20 protein-coding genes are annotated in these 19,130 nt (G+C 65.0%); 13 read left to right on the top strand and 7 right to left on the bottom strand.

Features of this window, described 5'->3' with window-relative positions:
- The first annotated feature begins 28 nt into the window (after nt 1–28).
- The 3 genes from E3N85_RS00820 (at nt 29) to E3N85_RS00810 (ending at nt 3,033) form a co-directional block, all read left to right on the top strand.
- On the top strand, nt 29–1,342 hold the full coding sequence (locus tag E3N85_RS00820; RefSeq protein ID WP_134458445.1) for an MFS transporter: 1,314 nt from the start codon (nt 29–31) through the stop codon (nt 1,340–1,342).
- A gap of 141 nt (nt 1,343–1,483) precedes the next feature.
- Nucleotides 1,484–2,032, top strand: a complete 549-nt coding sequence (gene pyrE, locus E3N85_RS00815; RefSeq protein WP_134458443.1) for an orotate phosphoribosyltransferase — start codon at nt 1,484–1,486, stop codon at nt 2,030–2,032.
- On the top strand, nt 2,032–3,033 hold the full coding sequence (locus tag E3N85_RS00810) for a hypothetical protein (RefSeq protein ID WP_134458441.1): 1,002 nt from the start codon (nt 2,032–2,034) through the stop codon (nt 3,031–3,033). Before pyrE ends, E3N85_RS00810 begins: the two co-directional genes overlap by 1 nt.
- 70 nt (nt 3,034–3,103) lie before the next feature.
- On the opposite strand, the gene E3N85_RS00805 is transcribed toward E3N85_RS00810, so the two are convergent.
- The 6 genes from E3N85_RS00805 to E3N85_RS00785 all read right to left on the bottom strand — a co-directional run bounded on the left by E3N85_RS00805 (nt 3,104) and on the right by E3N85_RS00785 (nt 7,009).
- Complete coding sequence (locus tag E3N85_RS00805) at nt 3,104–3,928, bottom strand: HAD-IIA family hydrolase (RefSeq protein WP_134458439.1); 825 nt, start codon at nt 3,926–3,928, stop codon at nt 3,104–3,106.
- 105 nt (nt 3,929–4,033) lie between these two features.
- A complete protein-coding gene (locus tag E3N85_RS00800) occupies nt 4,034–4,678 on the bottom strand; it encodes a metal-dependent transcriptional regulator (protein ID WP_134458437.1) in 645 nt (214 codons plus the stop codon).
- 46 nt (nt 4,679–4,724) lie between these two features.
- On the bottom strand, nt 4,725–5,996 hold the full coding sequence (locus E3N85_RS00795) for an Nramp family divalent metal transporter (RefSeq protein ID WP_134458435.1): 1,272 nt from the start codon (nt 5,994–5,996) through the stop codon (nt 4,725–4,727).
- Nucleotides 5,997–6,022: 26 nt separating this feature from the next.
- The gene (locus E3N85_RS00790) at nt 6,023–6,274 is read right to left on the bottom strand and encodes a hypothetical protein (protein ID WP_134458433.1); all 252 of its coding nucleotides are present in this window, start codon (nt 6,272–6,274) and stop codon (nt 6,023–6,025) included.
- A complete protein-coding gene (locus tag E3N85_RS16460; protein ID WP_198412026.1) occupies nt 6,271–6,546 on the bottom strand; it encodes a hypothetical protein in 276 nt (91 codons plus the stop codon). Before E3N85_RS16460 ends, E3N85_RS00790 begins: the two co-directional genes overlap by 4 nt.
- Nucleotides 6,488–7,009, bottom strand: a complete 522-nt coding sequence (locus E3N85_RS00785) for an ATP-binding cassette domain-containing protein (protein WP_198412025.1) — start codon at nt 7,007–7,009, stop codon at nt 6,488–6,490. The genes E3N85_RS16460 and E3N85_RS00785 overlap by 59 nt, the downstream gene beginning before the upstream one ends.
- A gap of 127 nt (nt 7,010–7,136) precedes the next feature.
- Between E3N85_RS00785 and E3N85_RS00780 the strand changes: the two genes are divergently transcribed.
- The 8 genes from E3N85_RS00780 (at nt 7,137) to E3N85_RS00745 (ending at nt 13,305) form a co-directional block, all read left to right on the top strand.
- Nucleotides 7,137–7,769, top strand: a complete 633-nt coding sequence (locus E3N85_RS00780) for an RNA methyltransferase (RefSeq protein ID WP_134458861.1) — start codon at nt 7,137–7,139, stop codon at nt 7,767–7,769.
- Nucleotides 7,770–7,811: 42 nt separating this feature from the next.
- Nucleotides 7,812–8,180: a DUF4440 domain-containing protein gene (locus E3N85_RS00775; RefSeq protein ID WP_134458431.1), complete on the top strand. Its 369-nt coding sequence runs from the start codon at nt 7,812–7,814 to the stop codon at nt 8,178–8,180.
- 67 nt (nt 8,181–8,247) lie between these two features.
- Nucleotides 8,248–8,733 (top strand): DUF3151 domain-containing protein, encoded by a 486-nt coding sequence (locus E3N85_RS00770; protein WP_134458429.1) that lies wholly within the window; start codon nt 8,248–8,250, stop codon nt 8,731–8,733.
- On the top strand, nt 8,734–10,020 hold the full coding sequence (locus E3N85_RS00765; RefSeq protein WP_134458427.1) for an adenylosuccinate synthase: 1,287 nt from the start codon (nt 8,734–8,736) through the stop codon (nt 10,018–10,020).
- Between the two features lie 82 nt (nt 10,021–10,102).
- The gene (locus E3N85_RS00760) at nt 10,103–10,858 is read left to right on the top strand and encodes a GNAT family N-acetyltransferase (protein WP_134458425.1); all 756 of its coding nucleotides are present in this window, start codon (nt 10,103–10,105) and stop codon (nt 10,856–10,858) included.
- A gap of 150 nt (nt 10,859–11,008) precedes the next feature.
- A complete protein-coding gene (locus tag E3N85_RS00755) occupies nt 11,009–11,947 on the top strand; it encodes a DMT family transporter (RefSeq protein WP_134458859.1) in 939 nt (312 codons plus the stop codon).
- A gap of 4 nt (nt 11,948–11,951) precedes the next feature.
- On the top strand, nt 11,952–12,353 hold the full coding sequence (locus E3N85_RS00750; RefSeq protein ID WP_134458423.1) for a chorismate mutase: 402 nt from the start codon (nt 11,952–11,954) through the stop codon (nt 12,351–12,353).
- Nucleotides 12,354–12,363: 10 nt separating this feature from the next.
- Nucleotides 12,364–13,305 carry an SDR family NAD(P)-dependent oxidoreductase gene (locus E3N85_RS00745; RefSeq protein ID WP_241978234.1) on the top strand — a complete coding sequence of 314 codons (942 nt, stop codon included), beginning with the start codon at nt 12,364–12,366 and terminating at the stop codon, nt 13,303–13,305.
- 27 nt (nt 13,306–13,332) lie between these two features.
- Here the strand turns inward: E3N85_RS00745 and purL are convergent, their stop codons facing one another.
- Complete coding sequence (gene purL, locus E3N85_RS00740; RefSeq protein ID WP_134458421.1) at nt 13,333–15,639, bottom strand: phosphoribosylformylglycinamidine synthase subunit PurL; 2,307 nt, start codon at nt 15,637–15,639, stop codon at nt 13,333–13,335.
- Between the two features lie 488 nt (nt 15,640–16,127).
- Here purL and E3N85_RS00735 point away from each other — a divergent pair, with 488 nt between their 5' ends.
- Together E3N85_RS00735 and E3N85_RS00730 are read left to right on the top strand one after the other, a co-directional pair.
- Nucleotides 16,128–17,495, top strand: a complete 1,368-nt coding sequence (locus tag E3N85_RS00735; RefSeq protein WP_134458855.1) for a hemolysin family protein — start codon at nt 16,128–16,130, stop codon at nt 17,493–17,495.
- On the top strand, nt 17,488–18,528 hold the full coding sequence (locus E3N85_RS00730) for a hemolysin family protein (RefSeq protein WP_134458419.1): 1,041 nt from the start codon (nt 17,488–17,490) through the stop codon (nt 18,526–18,528). Before E3N85_RS00735 ends, E3N85_RS00730 begins: the two co-directional genes overlap by 8 nt.
- Nucleotides 18,529–19,130 lie beyond the last annotated feature (602 nt).

Here is a 19,130-nt window from a genome sequence, read left to right as displayed (position 1 = left end):
CGCACCCCTTCGGCACAGAAAGAATCCCATGACCAACGCGTCAGCAGTCCCCGCCGTTTCCGGCACGACCCAAACGGATGGCCCCGCCCTGGCCGAGAGGCGGCGACAGGCCCGCAAGGCGGTCGTGGCCGCGTCGATCGGCAACGGGCTGGAATGGTTCGACGTGATCGTCTACGGCACCTTCGCCGTGACCATCGCGAAGTTGTTCTTCCCCACGGCCGACGAGACAGCGTCGCTGCTGCTCGCCTTCGCGTCGTTCGGCGTGTCGTTCATCATGCGGCCGCTCGGCGGCATCCTGATCGGACGCTACGCGGACCGCGCCGGGCGCAAGGCGGGCATGCTCGTGTCCATCTCGGTGATGTTCCTGGGCACTCTCTTGATCGTGCTGGCTCCCACGGCGGCGACGATCGGCGTGGCCGCGGCCGTGATAATTCTCGTGGCCCGGTTATTGCAGGGTTTCGCCGCTGGCGGGGAGTTCGGCACCGCTACCGCGTTCCTCATCGAGTACGCACCGCACCGTAAGGCGTTCTACGGAAGCTGGCAGGTGGCCACGCAGGGTGCCGCCATGCTGCTCGCCGGGCTCTTCGGATTTTTCCTGAACAACTATTTGAGTCAGCAGAGCCTCGAAAGCTGGGGCTGGCGGATTCCGTTCATCTTCGCGTTGCTGATCGGGCCGGTGGGTTGGTACATCCGCTCGAAGATGCAGGACACCCCGGAATTTCTGGGTATGACGCCGTCGACGTCGCCGCTGAAGGACACGTTCGTTGCCAACGGCGGGCGTCTTTGGACGATGGTGGGCGTCGTGGCGCTCGGGTCGGTAGGTATCTACATAGCCCTGTTCATGCCGACCTATGCCATCGTGAACTTGGGCATGCCCACCGAGGGCGCGTTCGTCTCCACGCTCGTGTTCGGCGTGGTGATGAGCGTCGGCTCGCCGTTCATCGGCAAGCTCGCCGACGCTGTGGGGCCGGCCCGAGTGATGACCTGGGCCGCCACAGGAACGCTGCTGCTCGGCGTTCCCCTCTTCGTTCTGCTCAACCAGTCACCCACCCTCATGACCATGATCGGCATCGAGCTGGTGCTCGGCGTGCTGGCCACGGCGTACTTTGCGCCGCTACCGGCAATCATGTCGGCAATGTTCCCCGTGCAGATTCGCACTACGGGGTTGTCGCTCGGTTACAACATCGGCGTGACGGTGTTCGGTGGTTTCGCTCCGTTTATTCTCACGTTCCTCATCAGCACTACCGGTTCCCTGCTCGTGCCTGGGTACTATCTCGTGGCGATTGCGGCACTGTCCCTCGGTAGCATCATGGTGTCACGGCGAGTGTTCCAGCAGCGGTAGCCGGAACTTGGCCCGGTTGCGCTGTTTTCGCCCCAGGCACAACGCAACACGAGAACGCTTACTAAACGGGATTGAGACTTGAACCGTACCGTGCACTGGCGGCCGGAGCCGGGGTGGGAGGCATGCCCTAAACTGGCGAGCGTGACTGATACACGGCAGAAACTCATCGACTTCATTTCGGCCGAGGCCGTATTTCACGGAGACTTCGTTCTCACGAGCGGCAAGAAGGCCACGTACTACGTGGACCTGCGCCGGGTGAGCCTCGATCATCGGGTCGCCCCCCTGATCGGACAGGTCATGCTCGACCTCATTGGGGACGTGCCGGACGTCGTCGCTGTCGGCGGCATGACGATGGGGGCCGACCCCATTGCCGCCGCCGTCATGCACCAGGGCGCTGCCCGTGGTGCCAGCTACGACGCGTTCGTCGTGCGCAAGGAACCGAAAGACCACGGCCGTGGCCGCCAGGTCGAGGGCCCTGACCTGGCCGGTAAGCGCGTGATCGTGCTCGAAGACACCTCGACCACCGGCGGATCCCCCCTCGCCGCCATCGATGCCCTGCTCAAGGTCGGCGCCGAGATCGCCGGCGTCGCCGTTGTGGTCGACCGCAATACCGGTGCCCGCGAAGTGATCGAGGCCGCCGGTTACCCTTACTTCGCCGCGATCTCCCTTGAGGACCTGGGGCTGCAGTAGTGGCACCAGACGGCGACGAGCGCGGAATCGACTGGCTCGCGTCGCAGCCCGGCCACAGCGCCGATGACGCAGACACGACCGGTAAGGCCGAGGTCGTTGCCGGTAACGACGCCGAACTTGATGCACCTCATTCGACTACCGAGAAAACGGATGTCCCCGCGCCCGCGCCCGGGTTCAGTCGTCGAGCCGGTGCCGCCGACCCGGTTGAAGTCGAACCGGCCGTCGCCCAATCGATCGCACCGCCCGTTTCGGCTGGCCCGGCTGCCCCTGCCGGGCCAGCTCCGTGGTGGACGACTCCGCTTCCGCAACGGGCCGAAGTCCAACCGGTCGAACTAGCCCAGGCGCCCGCCGCCATGCCCGCCGCCGTACGTACCGCCGCACCGAGCGCCGCGGCACCGAGCCACCACCGGTCCAGGCTCGGCGCTCCCGCCTCCCGCCAGGCCGCCCTGATCTGGACGACCGTCGGGCTGCTCGCGCTCATCGTGCTCGTCGGGCTGTTCTTTCTTGGCCAGCGTCTCGTTGCGAGCCCGGTGGCTGCGCCGATCGCATCCGTTTCGCCGGCTCCGGCTCCGACGTCGACACCCACGCCAATACCGGAGGTTACGGCGACGCAGCCCGCCGGGGTGCACGAGTGGAACACCCTGTTCGGTGGCGAGTGCCTCGAACCGTACGCCTCACCGTGGGAGGAAGATTTCACGGTCGTTGATTGCGCAGCCTCCCACACCGCCCAGCTGGTCTACCGCGGCACCTTCGGCGGCGACCAGGCCACGATCTTTCCGGGCGAGGCCGCGCTGGCCGCCCAGATCAATCTGTTGTGTACGAAACCCGACATCCTCGACGTGGCCGCGGCGGGCGCCTACTCAAACCTGCAGATGCAGGGCAGCTACCCGATCACTGAAGAGCAGTGGAACACCGGATCGCGCGACTACTTCTGCTTCGTGAGCCGCGCCTCGACCGAAGCGCTCGCCGCGAGCATCGTGGGATCGGGCCCCGTCGCCTAGCAGGCGGCTGATTACTCCGCAGGATCTCCGCAGGATCTCCGCAGGCTCGATCAGCGGGCGGGAAAATCCGTCAGATCGACGATTGGTCGAGGAAGCCGATCTCGTCGCTCTCGATCGGCTCCGTTGTGAGCAGTTCGTGCACGCCAGCCACGATCTCGTCGGGACGGAACGGGTAGCGATTGATTTCGACCTCGTCGCTGATACCGGTCATCACGAGGATCGTGTGCAGCCCCGCCTCGATGCCGGCGACGATGTCGGTGTCCATGCGGTCGCCGATCATGCCGGTGTTCTCCGAGTGCGCACCGATCTTGTTCATCGCCGAGCGGAACATCATCGGGTTGGGCTTGCCGACGACATAGGGCTCCATGCCGGTGGCCTTGGTGATCAGCGCCGAAATAGCGCCGGTCGCCGGCATCGGGCCGTCCTTGCTCGGCCCTGTCGCATCCGGGTTGGTCGAGATGAACCGCGCTCCGCCGAGGATCAGCCGAATCGCCTTGGTGATCGCCTCGAACGAGTAGTTGCGCGTCTCGCCGACCACAACGTAGTCCGGGTCGGTCTCGGTCATGATGAACCCGGCCTCGTGCAGCGCGGTCGTAATGCCGACCTCGCCGATCACAAACGCCGTGCCACCGGAGACCTGAGACTTCAGAAAGTCCGCCGTCGCGAGCGCCGAGGTCCAGATGCGGTCCTCCGGCACGTTGAGACCGCTCGCGCGCAGCCGGGCGCTCAGGTCCCGCGGCGTGAAAATCGAGTTATTGGTGAGCACCAAAAAAGGCGTGCCAGAGTCGGTCCACTGCTGCAGCAGCTCGGCGGCCCCCGGGAGGGCCTGGTTCTCGTGTACGAGCACACCGTCCATGTCGGTGAGCCAGCATTCGATTTCGTCGCGTCGTGCCATCAGGCGCTCCCTCTCGTCGACCCCAGCCTAGCCGCGCGAAGTTTCACAACGGTTACGCGCATCCGTCTACTCAGTGGAGCCGCGCTCACTCTTAATCTCCGCGGCTCAGGCGGTAACCCAGATCGACGCGGCCGCCGCCGGCGTGACCAGCCGACTTTGGCCATCCGCTAACACGATGGTCAGCGCCGCCGCCAGAGTGAACTCGGTGCCTGGCCCGATCAGATCGGCGGCGAGCTCGCGCAGCACAGCCGGGTCGCGGTCGCTGACGCGCAGCACGCTTCCCGCATGCCCGACAGTGGCCTCCGCCAGCAGCACCGCCGGCGGTCGAAGCACGGTGCCATCGGCGGCCGGAATCGGATCGCCGTGCGGATCGTGCGCCGGAAACCCGAGGCGGGTATTGATCGCCTCGAGCAGCCGGTCCGAGATGGCGTGCTCGAGAATCTCAGCTTCGTCGTGCACCTGATCCCAGTCGTAGCCCATTTCGCCGACCAGCCAGGTCTCGATCAGGCGATGCCGGCGCACGACGGCGGTCGCGCGCAGCCGGCCAGCGTCGGTCAGCGCGAGCGGCCCGTAGGGAACGTGGGTAATGAGTCCGCTCGCGGCGAGCTTCTTGACCATTTCGGTCACGGATGACGGTGCCACCCCCAGCCGCACGGCCAGCGCCGACGGGATGATAAGGTCGCTCTGCCACTCGGTATGGGTGTAGATGGTCTTGAGGTAGTCTTCGGCTGCGCCTGTGGTGTGATTCATAGCACTTTCAGGGTAGCTGGACGTTTCGCCCCGGATGTGCACCGATTCAGGCGCCGGTGAAGACGAGTACGAGCAGCACCACGTTGAGCGCAACGAGGGCCAGCGCGCAGATGATGCCGGCCGTCGTGGTGAACCAGCGGTTGGCGAAGGTGCCCAAGATACCCCGCTGAGCGGTGAGCCAGACGAGTGGAATCAGCGCAAACGGGATGCCGAACGACAGCACCACCTGGCTGAGCACGAGCGCTTCGGTCGGGTCGAAACCGGCCCCCAGAATGACTAGGGCCGGAATCAGCGTCACCAGGCGGCGCAGCAACAGGGGCACTCGAATGTGCAGGAGGCCATGCATGATCTCGGCCCCGGCATACGCTCCGACCGAGGTCGACGCGAGTCCGGAAGCTAACAGTCCAATCGCGAACGTCGTCGCTATCGCCGGTCCGAGCGTGTTCTGCAGGGCGGCGTAGGCACCCTGGAGCGTGTCGGTGCCGTCGACGCCCTGCAGTGCGGAGGCCGCGAGCAGCAGAATCGCCAGGTTCACGGTTCCGGCAATAGCCATCGCGATAGTGACATCCCATTTCGTGGCCCACAGTAGCCGGCGGGTGGCTACGACTCCCTGCCACTCCGGAAATCGATCGCGGGCGAGCGACGAGTGCGCGTAGATGGCGTGGGGCATGATCGTTGCGCCGAGAATGGAGGCCGCCAACAACACCGAGTTGGAGCCCTCGAACCGCGGCACCAGGCCGGATAACACCGATCCTCCGTCGGGCGGGGACAGAAATACGCCGGCCATGAAGCCGACGACGATGATGAGCATCAGAGCGATGATGACGCGCTCGAAGATGCGCGGGCCTCGCCGGGACTGCACCATGAGCACGAACATCGATATGGTCCCGGTGATGATGCCGCCCCAGATCAGGGGCAGGTTGAACAGCAGGTTGAGTGCAACCGCGCCGCCGATGATCTCGGCCAGGTCGGTGGCCATCGCCACCAGTTCGGCCTGCAGCCAGTACATGCGGCGGGCGAGGGGTCGCTTCATCCGCAGACCGAGAATTTCCGGAAGGCTGGTTCCCGTGACGATGCCGAGCTTCGCCGACAGGTACTGAATCAGCCAGGCCATGACATTGCCGGCTACGACCACCCACACCAGCAGATAGCCGTAACGGGCGCCGGCGGTCATATTGCTGGCCACGTTGCCCGGGTCGAGATAGGCGACACCGGCGACGAGTGCCGGCCCCAGAAGCCAGAGCAGCCGGGTGGAGGCGACCGTGGTGGGAGCGTGCGAAAGCAGACGATCTGAGACCAGGACATCCGATTTAGCCATACCGAAATCCTAGCCAGAATTTAGGCTCACCGAAACCTTGCTGTCAACAATTTTGGTGGTCCAATGCTGGCGGGGAGCATGAGGCCGCCGAGGATCATTATCGCGAACAGCGACATCGCTGGCCTGATGGTGGTCAGGAAGCCCGGATTGATCTCCCCCAGGAGGGTCCCGAACATCAAGTAGCCGCCCAGGGGAAACAGGTAGTTCATCAGCATCAGCGTCTTATTGCGGATGCCGACTCGAAACTCAAAGCCGAGGTGCATGATGATGGCCCTCATGGACTCGTGTGCTCCGTCGTGATTTCGAGAAACCGGTCTTCAAGGCTCGGCCGCTCGACACGCAGATCGATCAGCACGTCTTTTCGGTCCGTGATGAACGAGATGAGTGCTGAAACGGTCCGCCCGACGTCGGTGCTGAAGTAGATCACATACGCGTCGCGACTCTGCGTTTGTTGCACGGCCGGAAAGACGGCGTCCGGCAGGCTCAGGCAGTCACCCTTGGTGCGCACCGAGATGCGGGTGAGGCCGCCACCCGTGGCCGTCAGTTCCATCGGGGATGACCACCGCGGGACGGTGCGCCACGGCGAGCGCGAGAGACAGTCGGCGCTGCTGGCCACCGGACAACTCGTGGTACTGGGCATGGCGCCTCTCCGTGACGCCGACTCGTTCGATCAAATCGAAGCGCGGTGCAATCCTGTGGTACGTGCAGAAGAAGCGCATTGCTTCGTCCACGCGGATGCTGTCCGGCAGGGCCGAAGCCTGGAGTTGTACCCCGATCAGTCGACTGAGCCGTCGCCCGACCCGGCCGGGGTCGACATCGTCGACTCGCAACGTACCGCCGTCAGAGCGCCTCAACCCCTCGAGACATTCGAGCGTCGTGGTCTTGCCGGCACCATTAGGTCCGAGCAGACCGAAGACCTCTCCACGGCTCACATCGAGGCTGATCCCGTCGACCGCGATGAAGCCACCATAGGACTTGCGAAAGTCCTTGATCAGGATCATGGTCTCGCTCATGGCATCACCTTAGTGAGGACTGCCGACGAGCGGTATCGGGGAAGGCGCGGCCGGTCTCGCAGTGCGTGAGACCGTCTCGGCCGCGGGATACGGTTAAGCGGTGAACGAAAGAGTAGTCAACCTGCCAGTGCCCGCGTCGGCTGAGAATCCCACGCCCGAGCGATCCACCTACGGCGTCGGCCCGTGGCCGGGGGAGTGGCCGAGCGAGGACCGCTACGACGCTGAACTGCTGGAACACGGCGACACCCGCAACGTGATCGACCGCTATCGTTACTGGAACATGGCCGCGATCGTCGCTGACCTGGACGAGCACCGTCATCCGTTTCACGTGGCCATTGAGAACTGGCAGCACGACATGAACATCGGTTCGATCGTGCGCAGCGCCAACGCGTTCGGCGCCGACACCGTTCACATCATTGGTCGCCGCCGCTGGAACAAGCGCGGCGCCATGGTCACCGACCGCTACCAGCACGTGCTGCACCACGTGGATGTCGCCGCCTTCGTCGAGTGGTGTGCCGGTGAATCGCTGCCGGTTATCGCCATCGACAACGTGCCGGGCAGCGTCATCATCGAGACCTTCAACTTTCCCGAACGCTGCGTGCTCTTGTTCGGCCAAGAAGGTCCCGGGCTGTCGGAGGAGGCCATCGCGGCGGCTGATTCCATCGTCGAAATCAGCCAGTTCGGGTCGACCCGGTCGATCAACGCTTCGGCCGCAGCGGCCGTCACCATGCATTCCTGGGTGGTGCAGCACCGGTTCTGAGATTTTCTGCAGGCCGTGACGGTTTGGCGATAGCGTGACGTTATGACTGCGATCACAGACGATCTCCCGGCCCGACTCCTCCACGAAGAAAACGCCGGATGGCAGGCCATTCTCGGCGGTGAGGGCGGCGCGTATTACCAGCGCGAAATGACCGACGATGGTCTGATGATCGTGCCCGGCGCCGTCATCACCCGCGATCAGGTCACCGCTTACTTCGACCAGGCTGCACCGTGGGAGAGCTACGGCATATATGAGCCAGCCATCATTCGCCTGGGCGGGCATGCCGGAGTCGTGGTCTACCGGGCGGTTGCCCGGCGAGGCGAGGTCGTCGTCGAGTTGAACATTTCGACGACCTACCTGTTCGTCAATGGCGGTTGGCGGGTCGCGGCCCGGCAGCAGACCCCGGCCTGACCGGCCCTGTTTGTGGCTCTCGGCCCGGCGCCGGGAGCGACGGGCCCCGGGCTTGGTAGGATCGAGTGTGACTGGCGACAATTTGATTTCAGAGCCCGAGACCCTTCTTCCCGCAGAACCGGAGGTGCTCGAGGCCCTGCGCCGAACCGCGAGGAGCGAGATCTCCGCCGTCGCGCAGGTGCACCCGACATCCCCGCTGGCGTGGGCCGAACTGTCCGATGCCACCCACGCGGAGGGCCGCATCCTCGAGTCATACGCCTACGCCCGGGTCGGTTATCACCGCGGACTCGACGCCCTGCGCAAGGCCGGCTGGCGCGGACACGGCCCCATTCCCTGGCGCCACGAACCCAACCGCGGCGTGCTCCGCGCCCTGTTCGCACTGCGCCGCGGCGCTGCAGAAATTGGCGAGACCGACGAAGTTGCCCGTCTCACGGCTTTTCTCGCGGATGCCGATGCGAGCGCCATCTCTATTATCGCCACCCTGCACACCGGCAGCCCGGGGTTCGACCCGGCGCCGCCCACCGAAGCTTTTGTTATTCGAGGAGAAGACTAAATGCCCGCGATCGTACTCATCGGTGCCCAGTGGGGCGACGAGGGCAAGGGGAAGGCGACCGACCTGCTCGGCAGCCGGGTCGACTATGTCGTCAAGTTTAACGGCGGTAACAACGCCGGACACACCGTCGTCGTCGGCGACGAGAAGTATGCGCTGCACCTGCTGCCGTCGGGCATTCTGAGCCCCGGCGTCACCCCGGTCATCGCCAACGGCGTCGTCGTCGACGTCGAGGTTTTGTTCGAAGAACTCGACGCCCTCTCCGGGCGCGGCGTCGACGTCTCCCGGCTCAAGGTCAGCCTCAACGCGCACGTCATCACCGCCTACCACCGCACCCTCGACAAGGTCACCGAACGTTTCCTGGGTAAGCGCCAGATCGGCACCACCGGGCGGGGCATCGGCCCGGCGTACGCCGACAAGATCAACCGCGTCGGCATCCGCGTGCAAGACCTGTTCGACGAGAACATCTTGCGGCAGAAGGTCGAGGGAGCCCTCGACCAGAAGAACCACATGCTGGTCAAGGTCTACAACCGCCGCGCCATCGAGGCCGAAGAGATCGTCACCGAGCTGCTCAGCTACGCCGAACGCCTGCGTCCGATGGTTGCCGACACCGCCCTGCTGCTGCACCAGGCCCTGAACGCCGGCAAGACCGTGTTGTTCGAGGGCGGCCAGGCCACCATGCTCGACGTCGACCACGGCACCTACCCCTTCGTTACCTCGTCGAACGCCACCTCGGGTGGCGCGGTGACCGGTTCCGGCATCGCCCCGAACCGTATCGACCGGGTCATCGCCGTGGTCAAGGCCTACACGACCCGGGTCGGCAGCGGTCCCTTCCCCACCGAGCTGTTCGACGAATCGGGCGAATACCTGCGCGCCAACGGCTTCGAGTTCGGCACCACCACCGGCCGCCCGCGCCGCTGCGGCTGGTACGACGCCCCGATCGCCCGCTACACCGCGCGCATCAACGGCGTCACCGACTTCGTGCTGACCAAGCTCGACGTACTAACCGGCCTCACCGAGATTCCGGTCTGCGTGGCCTACTCGGTCGACGGCGTGCGTGTCGAAGAAGTACCGGTCTCGCAGAGCGACTTCCACCACGCCATTCCGATCTACGAGAACTTCCCTGGCTGGACCGAGGACATCACCGGCGTGCGCACGTTCGAGGAGTTGCCCCAGGCGGCGCAGGACTACGTACTCGCCGTCGAGTCGATGAGCGGATCGCGAGTGTCGGCGATCGGTGTCGGTCCCGACCGTGAAGCCATCGTGGTGCGTCACGATCTGATCGACTGATCTGAATCGCCGGCCGGCCGCTAATTTGGCCGGTCGCCGCAATCGGGAACAATTCCTCACTTTTACCTGTCACACTGGGCGAGTGAACGCCGTGAGACCCCATTCCCTGACCCTGACCGGTCGTTTTGTGCAGCTGCAACCGCTCGGAAGTGCGGTGCTGCCCGACTTGGCGCGCGCCATCGCGCACCCGGAGGTGTTCGCGGCCGGCTACGGCGGCGGCCCCGCTGCCCTGCACCGCGATGTTGACGGCTTCGTCAAATGGGCGCATGACTACTTTCAGTGGGAAGGCCTGCCCTACGTGGTGCGGCTGCTCCGCGGCCCGAACGACGGCGACGTCGTCGGCACCACGACCTTCGGTGACATCGACGTCGCCAACGAGTCTGGCCACGTCGGGTGGACCGCCTACGACCCCCGCGTCTGGGGCACCGCCGTCAATGCCGAAACCAAACTGCTCGTGCTCGGCAACGCCTTCGAGAACGGCTTTGGCCGGATCGAACTGCAAACGGATGCCATCAACGCGCGTTCCCGTGCCGCTATCCTCGGCATCGGCGCCACGTACGAGGGCATCCTGCGCCGCGATCGTCGCCGCGCCGACGGCACCTGGCGCGACAGCGCCGTCTACTCCATCCTCGCCGACGAGTGGCCGACCGTGCGCGCCGGGCTGCAGGCTCGCCTCGATGCGTTCGAGGGCAGGTTCGTGGCGTACCGGAGCCGGCGACCGACCGGCCCAGCCGGCACCATCAGCGGTGGCGGCCCGCGAGGCGATAACCGCGGCAGCCCGGAGGCCGTGAACGGAAGCGATCTGGAACGCGACATCGAGGCCGACACCACGCAGTAGGTGCGCCGTGCAACTTTCGTCGCTTTCATTCGGAGCTTTTTGAAGGTTGTGCTCACTCGGGTCGGTGCTCGACACCGCCCGCTATAGGCTCGGAGCGTGCCTTCATCGCCTGCCGCCAGCAAGAGCCTCGTTACCCTGCAATTCCTCGGGATGGGGCTGATCTGGGGCTCCAGTTTTCTGTTCATGAAGATCGCCCTGGACGGCGTCAGTTTTGGTCAGATCGCGTGGTCGCGTCTCGTGCTGGGCGGCCTGACTCTTGGACTCATCGTGTTGGTCAACCGGCCGCGCATCGGCACCGCGCCGGTGCTGCCGCGGGAGGGGGTGGTCTGGCTGCACTTCCTCGTGATTGCCGTCAGCGGATGCGTGATTCCGCACCTGCTCTTCGCCTGGGCCGAGCAGTACGTTTCGTCGAGCTTGGCCAGCATCTACAACGCGGTCACGCCAATCATGACGGCGCTCATGGCCACCCTGGCGTTTCGGGTGGAGAAGCTCGTGCGTGCCCAGGTTGTCGGCGTCGTGCTCGGCATAGGCGGCGTCGTCGTCATCATCGGTCCGTGGAAGTATTCCTCGCTCACCGGTGACCTGTGGGGCCAGCTCGCCTGCCTCGGCGCGGCGGTCTGCTACGGCTTCACCTTCGGCTACACCCGTCGTTTTCTAAGCGCCCGGCCGATCGCCGCGTCGACGTTTGCCTTTCTCAACATCGGCATTGCCGGCGGAATCATGCTGCTGCTGACACCGGTGCTGGCCTGGAGCCCGGTGGAGCTGACCGGTCCGATCGTGCTGTGTCTGCTGGCGTTGGGCGCGCTCGGCACCGGCGTCGCCTACATCTGGAACATCAACGTGCTGCGCGCCTGGGGCCCGACCAACGCGTCGACGGTGACTTATGTGACGCCCGTGGTCGGCGTGGTGCTGGGGGTGCTCGTTCTCGGCGAAACATTCTCCTGGCATGAGCCGACCGGGGCACTGCTGGTGCTGCTCGGCATTGTGCTCACGCAGAAACGGTTGCAGCTCGGGTCATTCGGGCTCGGAGGCCGGGAGGCGGCGGCATCCGTGGAAACCAGTGATGGTCGGGGGCATGCATTATCGTGAAAGCATGGCCGTATACGAGGAATTACCCGCCGACGCCGACGCGGCTGCGATTGCGCAGCTGCACAGCATTCGCGAGAGCATCGACAACATCGACGCTGCCCTCATCCACCTGCTGGCCGAGCGGTTCAAATTCACGCAGCAGGTGGGTCGGCTCAAGGCGGCCCACGGGCTTCCCGCCGCCGACCCGGCGCGCGAACTCCTGCAGATCGACCGTCTGCGCGGCCTCGCCGAAGACGCCCACCTCGACCCGGCTTTCGCGGAGAAATTCCTGAATTTCATCATCGCCGAGGTGATTCATCACCATGTGAAGATCGCCGGCGGCGAATCGGTGGCCCCGGTGCGTGCTCCGGGCGGGGCGGTGCACCCGACGCCGCATCCGCCGACCGCGGCCAGCGCGGCCTCGTGATCGTCGGTCTGTGACCGTGCGCTGGCACCCGCACTCGCTGCCCGACCAGGCCGGCAAGACCTTCGTCGTCACCGGCGCCAACGCCGGGCTCGGCTACTTCACGAGCGAGCAGCTCGCCGGCACGGGCGCCCACGTCGTGCTCGCCTGCCGCGACGAGTCGAAAGCAAATGCCGCGGCGGCGGCCATTCGCGCCCGCGTGGCCGGGGCATCCGTTTCTGTGTTGCATCTCGATGTGGCCGACCTGAACTCGGTCGCGGGGGCCGGGGAGACCCTCGGTGCACTGCCGCAGCTCGATGGACTTATTCTGAACGCCGGAATGGTGCACCCGCCGACCGACCGGGCGGTGAGCCTCGACGGCAACGAGCTCGTCTTCGCCACCAACTATCTGGGGCATGTGGCGCTGACCGCGGCTGCCTTGCCCGCGCTGCTGCGCACGCCGAAGAGCCGGGTCGTGTCACTGGGTTCGTTGATCTCCCGGCTGATGGATTCGGCACTCGATGACTTGCAGTTGGAGACGACCTACAGCGGGTGGAAGGCTTATGCGCAGTCCAAGATTGCGATGCAGGTGTTCGGGTTCGAGCTCGACCGGCGGTTGCGGGCCGCGGGCGTCGGCGGGGCCGGCGGGGTGTCGTCGCTGGTCGCGCATCCGGGATATTCCATTTCGGGGTTGACCCCCGGCATCCGTTCGGTGAATGACGTCTCGCCCCGCAAACGCGTGATCGACACGCTGCAAGCACTGGTCGGCGCTCAGGGCAAGCATCGTGGCGCGTGGCCGACCGTACGTGCCGCCACCGACCCTGCGGCCCACGGCGGCCAATACTTCGGCCCGAGCTTGCTGTTGCGCGGCCGTCCGGTCACCCAACCCGCCACCCGAACCTCGCGCGATCGCTCCATCGCCGAGAACCTTTTCGGGAGAACCGCTGGGCTGTTGGGCGCCCCGTTCCCCCTCTAGCCTCTCCTTCCGGCGGGAGCTGCGAAACTAGGCGAAAGCGGCGGGGAGGGTGGTGCGGTGTCGATTGTGCATCTCCGGCAGTGAGGCCGCGAAGACGTCCTGAACCTCGAGGGCGTGCAGGGTGGCGTCGGTCACGCCGATGCGCAGCACCGGAATGTAGCGGCCGGCACACAAGCCGAGAAACTTCACGTCGTCTTCGCGCGGCACGCTTACGATGACGCGACCGGCCGACTCCGAGAACAGGGCAGTGGATGCGTCCACCCCGTCCCGATCCAGAATGTCACCGAGCCAGACCCGAGCGCCCACACCGAAGCGCATCACGGCTTCAGCGAGGGCCTGGGCGAGCCCACCCTCGCTGAGGTCATGGGCGCTGTCGATGAGGGCTTCCTTCGATGCGGCGTGCAGCAGCCCGGCGAGGGCCTTCTCCCGGCCGAGATCCACAACCGGCGGACGACCACCGAGGTGGTTGTGCACGACACCGGCCCAGGCCGAGCCGTCGAGTTCGAGGCGGGTCTCACCGAGCAGATAGATGTTGTGCCCGTCGTCCTGCCAGCCGCTCGGGATGCGGCGGGCGACGTCGTCGATCACGCCGAGCACGGCGACGACCGGGGTGGGGTGAATCGGCTGGTCGCCGGTCTGGTTGTAGAACGAGACGTTGCCGCCGGTGACCGGGATCTCCAGCTCGAGGCATCCGTCGGCGAGAGCCGTTACTGCCTCACGGAACTGCCACATGACCTCGGGGTTCTCGGGGGAGCCGAAATTGAGGCAGTCGCTGACGCCGGCCGGGATCGCGCCGGTCGCGGCGACGTTGCGATAGGCCTCGGCGAGGGCGAGCTGCGCGCCGCGGTACGGGTCGAGCTGGCAGTAGCGGCCGTTCGCGTCGGTGGCGATGGCGAAACCGAGGCCGCTTTCTTCGTCGACGCGGATCATTCCACCGTCGTCGGGAAAAGCCAGCGCCGTGTTGCCCTGTACGTAGTGGTCGTACTGGTCGGTGATCCAGCTCGGGTCGGCGAGGTTGGGCGAGCCGAGCAGGTCGAGGAACTGCTCTCGCAGGGTCTCGCCGTCGAGTGCACGCGGCAGCACGGAGGCAGTGTCGGCCTGCAGGGCGTCGATCCAGGTCGGGTAGGCGAGCGGGCGCTCGTAGACCGGGCCATCGACGGCGACGGTGCGTGGCAGTACGTTGACGATTTCTTCGCCGTGCCAGTTGATGATCAACCGGCCGGTATCGGTGACCTCGCCGAGCACGCTGGTCTCGACGTCCCACTTCTTGGTGACGGCGAGAAAGCCCTCGAGCTTTTCGGGCGTGACGATCGCCATCATGCGCTCCTGGCTCTCGCTCATGAGAATCTCTTCGGCGGTGAGCGTGGGGTCGCGCAGCAGCACCTTCTCGAGTTCGATGAACATGCCACCGTCGCCGTTGGAGGCGAGTTCGCTGGTCGCGCACGAGATACCCGCCGCCCCGAGGTCCTGGATTCCCTCGACGAGTTTGCCCGCAAACAGTTCGAGGCAGCACTCGATGAGCACCTTCTCGGCGAACGGGTCGCCGACCTGCACCGCGGGACGCTTGGTGGGCCCGCCGGCGCTGAACGTGTCCGAGGCGAGAATGGATGCTCCGCCGATGCCGTCGCCGCCGGTGCGGGCGCCAAACAACACGACCTGGTTGCCGACGCCGCGGGCGTTGGCAAGGTGCAGGTCTTCGTGGCGCAGCACGCCAACCGAGAGAGCGTTGACGAGCGGGTTGCCTTGGTAGACCCGGTCGAACACGGTTTCGCCGCCAATGTTGGGCAGGCCGAGGCAGTTGCCGTAGAAGCTGATGCCCGAGACCACGCCGTGTACGACGCGGGCGGTATCGGGGTCGCTGATGTCGCCGAAGCGGAGGGCATCCATCACGGCGACCGGGCGGGCGCCCATCGAGATGATGTCGCGCACGATGCCGCCGACGCCGGTCGCAGCGCCTTGGAACGGTTCGATGTAAGAGGGGTGGTTGTGCGATTCGATCTTGAACGTGACCGCCCAGCCCTCGCCGACGTCAAGCACACCGGCGTTTTCGCCCATGCCGACCATGAGGTTTTTCTTCATGGCGGGGGTGACCTTGTCGCCGAACTGGCGCAGGTACATCTTCGAGCTCTTATAGGAGCAGTGCTCGCTCCACATGACTGAGTACATGGCGAGCTCGCCGCTCGTCGGGCGGCGGCCCAGAATGTCGCGGATCTTCGCGTACTCGTCGGCCTTGAGCCCGAGAGCGCCGTAGGGCTGCTCCTTCTCGGGGGTCGCAATGGCGTTGGAAACGGTGTCGGCGACGCCGTGGGAAGAAGTTTTGGAAACAGCGTTCACGTGTGGAATTCTCCCCGAGATAGCGGATGCTTGACCGGGCAAGTCTACCGGTCGCCCCGACCCCACCCGCAGGCAGTGTGAATTAGCGCGTGTATTGAGTAGATGGTGTCGTGGTGTCGCCGGCGCACTGGCTTGCGCTGTAGAGTTCAGCGCTTTGCGCGGTGGTCTCTTCGCCCCGCCGGTGGACCCCGACCAGGTACTTCTTTCTGCGCCCCGCACCCGACCGTCCGCAGGCTGCTCGACGACGGTGAACCGGGGCGGCCATTCAACGACTGAGCGCCACGGGTTCAGTTCGCGGGTGTTTGTCGGTCCGGTGGGTGTCAGGGGCCGTTGCGGTGATGAAGCGGCGCCCCGGCGCATGGCTGCGGGACCTTTCTCAGCCTAAGCCGAATGCCTTTGGTATTCTGAGGAAATAATGGACCCTGATAAACCCTCGCCCCTTTCATCGCATCTCCGCACAACGTCCCCGAATTTGAGGGGGCCACATGCTGTTTGAGTGGGCGATGGTGGGGGTAGGCCTGCTCCTTACTGTGGGCACGGGTATTTTCGTGGCGGCCGAGTTCTCTCTCGTCACGTTGAACCGTAACGATCTTGAGGCCCGTCAGGAACGTGGCGAAAAGCGTCTCGGACCGACCATCAAGGCGCTGAAGATCACGTCGACGCATTTGTCGAGTGCGCAACTCGGCATCACCCTGACAACGCTACTGACCGGGTTCACGTTCGAGCCTGCCATCACATCTCTGCTGACCGAGCCGCTCGCGGGTGTCGGTGTACCCGACGGCCTGATCCCCGTGCTTGGTTCCATCATCGCGATTTCGCTGGCGACTCTGTTCTCCATGGTGATCGGCGAACTCGTGCCGAAGAACTTTGCTTTGGCCGTTCCGTTGGCCACGGCCAAGATCGTCGTGCCCCCGCAAGCGCTGTTCACTGCGGTGTTCAAGCCCATCATCTTGCTGTTCAACAACACCGCCAACGCGCTGATCCGTCTGGTGGGCATCGAACCTAAAGAGGAACTGTCAGGTGCACGCACCGCGGAAGAACTCAGCTTCCTGGTGCGGCGGTCGGCCCTGGAGGGCGTGCTCGACACCGATCACGCGGCCATGCTGCACCGCACCCTCCGGTTCGCCGATCACACGGCGGCCGACGTCATGACACCTCGGGTGCGGATGGCCTCCGTCCAGGTCGCTGATACAGCCCAGAGCATCGTGCGGCTGTCCACGGCCACCGGCTTTTCGCGTTTTCCCGTCATCGATAAGAACTCCGACGACATCGTCGGGGTCCTCCACGTCAAGCAGGCCTTCGCGGTCGAGCTCGACCGCCGCGATCAGATCACTGCCGACGAACTCAAGGTGGACGCGCTGCGTGTGCCTGAGTCGATGGCCGTGGACACTCTCCTCGCTCTGCTGCGTAAGCACGGCTTCCAGATCGCGGTCGTCGCCGATGAATACGGCGGAACGGCGGGCATCGTCACGCTGGAAGACCTCGTCGAGGAACTCGTGGGCGAGCTGGAAGACGAGCATGATCGGGCGAAAGCTGGCGTCATCCGCTCGGGTCGGTCCGTGGTGTTCGACGCCAGCTGGCGGCCGGACGAACTGCTCGACCGCACCGGTGTCACCGTTCCCGACGACGGCGACTACGAAACCGTCGCCGGGTTCATCGCCGATCAGCTCGACCGGATTCCCGAGGTGGGCGACGAGGTCCCTGTCGACGGAGGGGTCCTGCGGATCGACCGGGTGGATGGCGTGCAGGTCCAACGCGTGCGCTACACCCCGTCTGACCCTGAACATGACCCAAGTCTGGCCACCAGACACGACCGCATCGTCAACCAAATTCAGAAGGACCTGAACCATGAGTGAGTACTGGCCGGGCCTGATCTGGCTCGTCGTGCTGTTGATCATCAACGCATTCTTCGTCGGCGCCGAGTTCGCCGTGATCTCGGCCCGCCGGTCGCAGATCGAACCTCTAGCCGAACGCGGTAGCAAGGCAGCGAAGACCACCCTGTGGGCGATGGAAAACGCGACCCTGATGCTGGCCACCAGCCAACTCGGCATCACCGTGTGCTCGCTGCTGATTCTGAACGTTTCCGAGCCGGCCATCCACGGTCTCTTGGAGTACCCACTTGCCGTGACCGGACTCTCCGGCGCGGCGATCAGCGTGATCGCTTTTGGCATCGCTCTGGCGCTGGTGACCTTCCTGCACGTCGTCTTCGGCGAAATGATTCCCAAGAACATCTCGTTCTCCGTTCCCGACCGCGCTGCGCTTATCCTGGCGCCGCCGCTCGTGCTCGTCGCCCGCATTTTCCGCCCCGTTATTGGCAGCTTGAACTGGTTGGCGAACGGGGTGCTGCGCCTGTTCAAGGTGCAGCCGAAAAATGAGGCGACCAGCGCGTTCACCCTCGACGAGGTCGCCGGCATCGTGGAAGAGTCCACGCGCGAAGGAATTCTGCAGGATGCCTCGGGCACCCTCTCGGCTGCGTTCGAGTTCACCTCGAAACGAGTCTCCGACGTGGAGGTACCCATCTCGTCCATGGTTCACCTTCCCGCCTTGGCGTCTCCGTCCGACATCCAACGGGCCGTCGCCAAGCACGGATACTCCCGCTATATCCTCACGGACGTGGACGGGCATCCCACGGGATACCTGCACCTCAAGGATGTCATGGACCTCACCGACGGAGATGCGTTCACCCGGCCCGTGCCCAGCAAACGCATCCGTCGTCTAGCTACGGTCTTCCGGGACAGCGAGCTGGAGGATGCCCTGGCAGCTATGCGTCGCCGCGGAGCGCACGTCGCCACGTCCTTCGACGCGGACGGTGTCGCCACCGGAGTCTTGTTCCTCGAAGACATCATCGAAGAACTCATCGGAGAAATCGAAGACGCCACCACCGTGTAGCCGCGCGCGAACAGCCGGAGCGGATCCGTGCTCCGGCAAGACGCGACCTCGGGAACCGGCTCCAGTTCCACGTCACTCCGAATCTCAACCAGAGCGGCCCAGACCGGCTGCGCTGGGCTTGTTCGACCTGCACCTAACTAACTGCTTACTTGTTTAACGTGGAAGCGAGCGCGCCGAACATGTATCCCGTTTGAGGTTCGGCTTACGGGTCGACTCGATGCGGCTGAAGAGGGTTCCCGTGCGGACTGCCCAGGAGAGTCTGCGGCCACCTGTGACAAGAATCATTGGCATGGGCGCACCTCTGATTTCTCGGGCTGCAAGGCCGACTGACCGCACCGCACTGTCAGCCCTCCGCCTGCGGATCTCAGTGCCGTCTAGTGGATGGGATGTCGGCACCCTCGTAGAGTGGCACCTGCACGCCGTCGAGTAGCAGGATCATCTGCAAGCGATGGACGTCGACACACACAACGCAGAGATAGGGGCTCCGAATGACTAGCTCAAACGCCCGTGCCAAAGTCTGGCGAAGTCTGGGCTCGATTTTATCTTTCCTGGCCAAGGGAATCGGTGCGGGGATGTCTTCGATCGCCACCATGACGTTCGGT

It is taken from the genome of Cryobacterium sp. Hz9, from assembly GCF_004402825.1.
GTDB lineage: Bacteria > Actinomycetota > Actinomycetes > Actinomycetales > Microbacteriaceae > Cryobacterium > Cryobacterium gelidum.
This window is presented reverse-complemented; position numbering and strand designations above follow the sequence as displayed.